This is a genomic window from Rubneribacter badeniensis, from assembly GCF_002899695.1.
GTDB lineage: Bacteria > Actinomycetota > Coriobacteriia > Coriobacteriales > Eggerthellaceae > Rubneribacter > Rubneribacter badeniensis.
The window spans coordinates 1-6,008 of the sequence record NZ_PPEL01000126.1; the positions used below are offsets into that span (position 1 = coordinate 1).

The window sequence follows — 6,008 nt, forward strand, 5'->3', positions numbered from 1 at the left end:
GTACCGGGAGGGGAGGCTGAAGGCGTTCGACGAGGGAGGGCGCAAGGTGTACGATACGATAGCCGGCCGCAGGAGGCGGCTGGGGCTGGCCGCCTAGGCCGTCCGGAAAAACGTCCGCACCCCCAATTCAGGGCAAAAATGCACGCAAATGCTCCTTTGCGGTCAAATATGGGAAAATTTATGCGAATTCGTTACCGTGGACGATCGTGCGCATAGACGATCGTGTGCGTGGGCGGTCGTGCAGTTGGTCAGCCGGTCGAAGCGTCCACTGGCGAAGCATGAGGCCGGTTGGCGAAGCCGAAACTCGGCGACGAAGCCAGAATGTCGACCGGTGGACCGACTGACCGACCGGTGAACGGGCCGACTGATCTTCGACCGATCTGTCGCTTTGCCGATTGGCCGACATCTTGCATGAGGCGATCCGAGTGTCGGATCGGGCGCTTTCTGGGCGCGCTCTATGCGCGCGCTCGCAGCTGCCAGAAGGCCACGGCACTTGCGGCCGCCACGTTGAGGGAATCCACGCCGCGGGCCATGGGGATGCGCACGGTGTAGTCGCAGCGCGCGATGGTGTCGCGCGCGAGGCCGTCGCCTTCGGTGCCCAGCACGATGGCCAGGCGTTCTTCGGCGTTGAGCGCGGGGTCGTCGAGGGGCACGGATTCATCGGAGAGCGCCATGGCCGCCGTCTTGAACCCGAGTTCGTGCAGAAGCGGCACGCCCTCGACTGCCCAGCCGCCTGCGTCCGTGGCGCGCAAACCCGCACCCGCGGCATGCGCATCTGCCGTATGTACGCCCTTGACTGCCCAGCCGCCTACGCCCGCGGCGCGCGAGGCTGGCGCATGCGCGTCTGCCACACCCGCGCCCGTGGCACGCGCGGCCACCGCATGCACGCCCGCGACATCTGCGATGCCTTCACCCACCGCATCCGCGCCCTCCGCATCCGCAGCGCGCCCGTCCACCGCACGCGCATCTGCCGCCCGCGCATCCACGCTTATCGCGCTCTCGCCCACATCCGCGGTGCCGATGCGCGTCCACGGCACCTGGAACACGGTGCCCATCGACACCCGCACGGCGCGGCGGTACAGCGGGTCGTAGCATGCCGGCGTCACGAGCACGGCGTCCACGCCCAGCGCCGCGGCCGAGCGGAAGATGGCTCCCACGTTCGTGTGGTTCGTGATGTCCTCGAGCACCGCGATGCGTCGTGCGCCCGCCACCACGTCGGCCACGCTCGGCAGCGCCGGCCTCCGAAACGCGCCGAGCGCTCCGCGCGTCAGCTCGAACCCCGTGAGCTTCGCTAGCTCGTCGTGCGGAGCCACGAACACGGGCACCCCTTCGCCCCAGCGCGCGGCCACCTCGTCGATGATCGGCTGCATGGGCGCGCGCCATTTCTCCTCCATGAGCAGCGACAACGGCTCCATGCCGCCCGCGAGCGCACGCTCGATCACCTTGCCGGATTCGGCGATGAACAGCGCCCGCTCGGGCTCCAGCTTGCTGCGCAGCTGCGCCTCCGTCAAGCGGGCGTACGCATCGAGCCGCTTGTCGTCGAGCGTCGAGACTTCGACGATCACCGCAACTCCTCCGTTCCGGCATGGCATGCCGCGCGGGCCTCGGCGACGATGTCGGGCATGTCGGCAAGCCCGACATCGCAGAACTCCTCGCAGGAAAGGATGTGCGCGCCCACGCAGCGCATGTCCTCGATGCTGGCGGCCTGCACTTGGGGCGAGCGCGACGACGTGCAATCCTCCACGATGGCCACGTTGTAGTCGAGCGAAAGCGCGTCGTAGCAGGTGGTGCGGATACAGTTGGGAGTCGTGGTGCCCGTGAGCACCACCGTGCCCACCCCCATGCGGCGCAGCACGAGGTCGAGCTGCGTGCCGAAGAACGCCGAGAACCGCGGCTTCACGATCACGCGGTCGCTTCCCTGGGGCGCGAGCGGCTCCACCTCTGCGAGTGATCGCGGGCTTGCACACGCGCGCGAAAGCGGCTTGCCGCCCGCGATCCAGTCGGCGCGGCGCGTGGCTTCCACGTCGGAGCCGTCCTCGGCGTATTCGCGAACGATGTGAAACACAGGCATGCCCAGCTCGCGCGCTTTGTCGAGCGCGCGCGAGCATGCGGGCACCGTGGCGGCCGCGCCAGCCACGCACAGCGACGAAGAGGGGTCGACGAAGCCGTGCTGCATGTCGATGACGAGGAACGCGGCGGTGCGCGGTCGTATCATGGGATGCTCCTTTGGACGATCTCGAATTGGTTCCTCTGGAAGTCGACGAGGCCGTCGCGCTTCATGCGCGAGAGCTCGGCGCACATGGCGCTGCGGTCAACGGACAGGTAGTCGGCCAGCTCCTGGCGGTCGAACGGGATGGAGAAGCGGTTCGATCCTGCGGATTCTGCCTGGTCGGACAAGTACGAGAGCAGCTTTGCGCGCGTGGTGCGCTTCGAGGTGTGCTCGATCTTGCGCGTGAGGGCGTGGGTGCGCTTCGCGATGAGGCCGAGCAGGTTGCGGACGAGCCGCGCGTGAAACGCGCACGAGGTCGAGCACATCGTGGCGACGCGGCCCACGTCGAGGAACAGCACGAGCGCGTCGCTCGCGGCTACGACGTTCACGTCGAGCGGCAGATCGGGCTCGCATGCGTACACTTCGGCGAACGACTGCCCCGGCCCGAACGACGCGATGATGTTGCGGTTTCCCCAGTAGTCGTCGCGTTCCACCCGCACGGCCCCTTCCAGCACCATGCCCATGTGCGTGGTGACGTTTCCCCTGCGCAGCACGGCGGCGCCCTTTGAGAACGCGCGTGTGCGGGCACCGAGGCAGGAGAGCAGCGCTTCGAGGTCGTCTGCGCAGATGCCGTCGAACAGGGGAGAGCGGCCGATGAGCGGCAGATGAGGGCCGAGTGCGTCCATGTTCCTCCGCGTCCCCTTTCTCGCCCTTCACGTTCCTTTGTTGCAAATACAACGGAACTTCTCGTGCCAGTATCGTAGGGTGGGAGACGCCATGCAAGGGAGGCCGCGCAAACGCTCGGCAAAAACACAAACCAGCGCGGGCGGTGGAGAGGCGGGCGTTGCGGGCGCGCAGACGTCGGGCGGGCGACCTCGGGGCGACGCGAGCGGGAGCGCGCGGGTCGCACGGCGATGTGCGGCGCGAGCGTGCGCCGCGCGAAAACGACGAGAGAAGGAGTTTTCTATGGACACGATGTTTTGCTTCCAATGCGAGCAAACGGCCGGATGCGCGGGCTGCACGAGTGCGGCGGGCGTATGCGGCAAGAAAGCCCCCACGGCCCGGCTGCAAGACGAGCTGACCGGCGCGCTCGTGGGCCTCGCGCGCACCGTGCGCGCGAGCGAGTCGGGCGCGGCCGCCGTGCGCCCCGCCACCGACGACCTCGTGATGGAGGGCCTGTTCGCCACGGTCACGAACGTCGACTTCGACGACGAAGAGCTGCGCCGCCTCATCGGGCGCGTCCACGCTGAGCGCGCCCGCATCGCCGAGGCCGCGGGCACGGAGGCCGCGCCCGACTACGAGTTGGACGAGCTGTGGAACGCGCAGGAGGATGTTCGTTCGCTCAAGTCGCTCGTGCTGTTCGGGCTGCGCGGCATGGCGGCCTACGCCTACCACGCGATGGCGCTCGGCTACCGCGACGAGGCCGTGTCCGCGTTCCTGCACGAAGGGCTTGCCTCGCTCGCCGATGCCGAGGCGGGGGCCGATGTGCTGCTGCCGCTCGCAATGAAGGTGGGCGAGGTGAACCTGGCCTGCATGGAGCTGCTTGACCGCGCGAACACCGAGACGTTCGGCACGCCCGAACCCACGCAGGTGGCGCGCACCGTGGAGCCCGGCCCCTTCATCGTGGTGTCCGGCCACGATCTGCACGACCTCAAGCTCCTGCTCGATCAGACGGCCGGTCGCGGCGTGAACGTCTACACGCACGGCGAGATGCTGCCTGCACACGCCTATCCCGAGCTCAAGCGCTATCCGCATCTCAAGGGCAACCTTGGCACCGCTTGGCAGAACCAGCGCAAGGAATTCGCCGACCTGCCCGCGCCCGTGCTGTTCACCACGAACTGCCTCATGCCGCCCGCCAAGTCCTACGCCGATCGCGTGTTCACCACCGGCCCTGTGGCGTATCCCGGCGCTGCGCACATCGGCATGAACGAGGGAGGCGGCAAGGACTTCGGCCCCGTCATCGAGCGCGCGCTTGAGCTGGGCGGGTTCTCCGAGCCGCACGCCGTTGCGGCCGACGAGGGGTCGGAGTTCACCACGGGCTTCGGCCATGGCACCGTCCTTGGCGTGGCCGACACGGTCGTCGACGCGGTGAAGCAGGGGGCCATCAGCCACTTCTTCCTCGTGGGCGGCTGCGATGGCGCGCGAGCGGGCCGCAACTACTTCCGCGACTTCGTGCAGCAGACGCCCGAGGACAGCGTGGTGCTTACGCTGGCATGCGGCAAGTTCCGCTTCAACGACTTGGATTTGGGCACCATCGGCGGCCTGCCGCGGCTCATGGACATGGGGCAGTGCAACGACGCGTACGGCGCCATCAAGGTGGCCGTCGCCCTGGCCGAGACGTTCGGCTGCGGCGTGAACGATCTGCCGCTCACACTTGTGCTGTCGTGGTACGAGCAGAAGGCCGTGTGCATCCTGCTCACGCTGCTGCATCTTGGCATCAAGGGCATCTACCTGGGGCCGACGCTGCCGGCGTTCGTGTCTCCCGCCGTGCTGGACGTGCTTGTGCGCGAGTTCGACGTGCATCCCGTGAGCACGCCGGAGCAGGATCTGGCGGCTATCCTCGGATAGCTGTGGAGGCGTCTGTCGCATGTGCCGCGCACGCCCCGGCCCCGTCGCACATGGCGGGGCCGGGGTGCGTTGGCATGATGCGGGTGGCGGCCATACTTATGCCGCCCATTACGACCTGAATGGAGTAACATACTTCAACAACGCGCCTGAAGGGGTGCTGAATACGTACACAATCGCCGCGAGCTAGAGAAAGGAGCGGGAGGGCCGATGCCCAAAGCGACAATCTCAGCGAACAACACCGTTGGAGGAGGCCAACCGAGTTAGCCGGGCCAGCCGAAGAAGAGGGGATGCCTCGGCACCGGGCTCATCGTGCTCCTTTGGATCTGCTTCTTCCCGATCATGTTCACAATTTGGGCGGTCAAGACGCCGCGATTCGATAAGAAGGTTAAGATTCCGCTAATCGCGGCAGTTTGGGTTCTTTCTCTTGTCGTTGCGGGCTGCACATCGATGACGAACGCCCAACTTGCCAAGGACAGGACGCTAGATTTCAACGCAATCGAGATAACGGACAGCAAGGCGGTCGTGAAAGCTACCGCCACGAACAACACCGCGAGCAGCTGGTCCTCCACCGCGTACCTTGTGATCCACTATTCGGACGGCGATGAGGAAAAGCTGTCGATACACATCTCGTGCGATAAGAACTCGTCCGTAGACCTGACTTCCCCCTCGTTCTCCACTGAAGGGGTATCGAGCTTCGAAACCGATTACTCGGGAGCGCAGATAAGCTACAGCGCTGGAGACCTCATGAGCTTGCTTACCGCCGAGCAGGAGCGAGTGGCTGCAGAAGAGGCGCAAAAGAAGGCCGAGGAAGAGGCGGCTGCAGCTGCGGCTGCGGAGGCAGAAGCCCAGAAAAAGGCCGAGGAGGAAGCAGCAGCGGTTGAGGCCCAGGCCCAAGCTGAGGCAGACGCAGCTGCAAGTGCGCAGGCACAGGAAGAGGCTCGCAACAACGCGACGGTGTACGTGACTGCCACAGGCTCGAAATACCACTCGCGGAAGGGGTGCTCCGGCCTCAGCAACGCAAACTCGATCAGCGAGATGACTCGTGCCCAAGCTGAGGCAAATGGCCTGGAGCCGTGCGCTAAGTGTTATTAGCGCGCACGACCTTGATGCGATGATTAGAACCTGCCAGACTATCGACAGCGATTAGGTTCCAGATACCTGCGAAGCCTGGAATCGGGAGGAGGGCCTTCGGGTCCTCCTCTTCTCTTATCTGGGGGGGGCGTTGCGAGGG

The 6,008-nt window shown here is 66.2% G+C and carries 5 protein-coding genes; 2 read left to right on the forward strand and 3 right to left on the reverse strand.

Annotated elements, in window-relative coordinates; all coding sequences use genetic code 11:
- Positions 1-455 precede the first annotated feature (455 nt).
- The 3 genes from C2L80_RS14490 to C2L80_RS12855 are packed head-to-tail and all read right to left on the reverse strand — an operon-like array spanning position 456 to position 2,895.
- Positions 456-1,565 (reverse strand): TrmH family RNA methyltransferase, encoded by a 1,110-nt coding sequence (locus C2L80_RS14490; RefSeq protein WP_239939011.1) that lies wholly within the window; start codon positions 1,563-1,565, stop codon positions 456-458.
- Positions 1,562-2,215: a cysteine hydrolase family protein gene (locus C2L80_RS12850; RefSeq protein ID WP_087198756.1), complete on the reverse strand. Its 654-nt coding sequence runs from the start codon at positions 2,213-2,215 to the stop codon at positions 1,562-1,564. Before C2L80_RS12850 ends, C2L80_RS14490 begins: the two co-directional genes overlap by 4 nt.
- Entirely contained in the window at positions 2,212-2,895 is a 684-nt protein-coding gene (locus tag C2L80_RS12855) for a Crp/Fnr family transcriptional regulator (RefSeq protein WP_087198755.1), read from the reverse strand. Before C2L80_RS12855 ends, C2L80_RS12850 begins: the two co-directional genes overlap by 4 nt.
- Positions 2,896-3,175: 280 nt before the next feature.
- Between C2L80_RS12855 and hcp the strand changes: the two genes are divergently transcribed.
- Both hcp and C2L80_RS12865 read left to right on the forward strand, forming a co-directional pair.
- The gene (hcp, locus tag C2L80_RS12860; RefSeq protein ID WP_193602643.1) at positions 3,176-4,777 is read left to right on the forward strand and encodes a hydroxylamine reductase; all 1,602 of its coding nucleotides are present in this window, start codon (positions 3,176-3,178) and stop codon (positions 4,775-4,777) included.
- A gap of 309 nt (positions 4,778-5,086) precedes the next feature.
- Entirely contained in the window at positions 5,087-5,869 is a 783-nt protein-coding gene (locus C2L80_RS12865) for a hypothetical protein (RefSeq protein ID WP_087198754.1), read from the forward strand.
- The last annotated feature ends 139 nt before the right edge of the window (positions 5,870-6,008 follow it).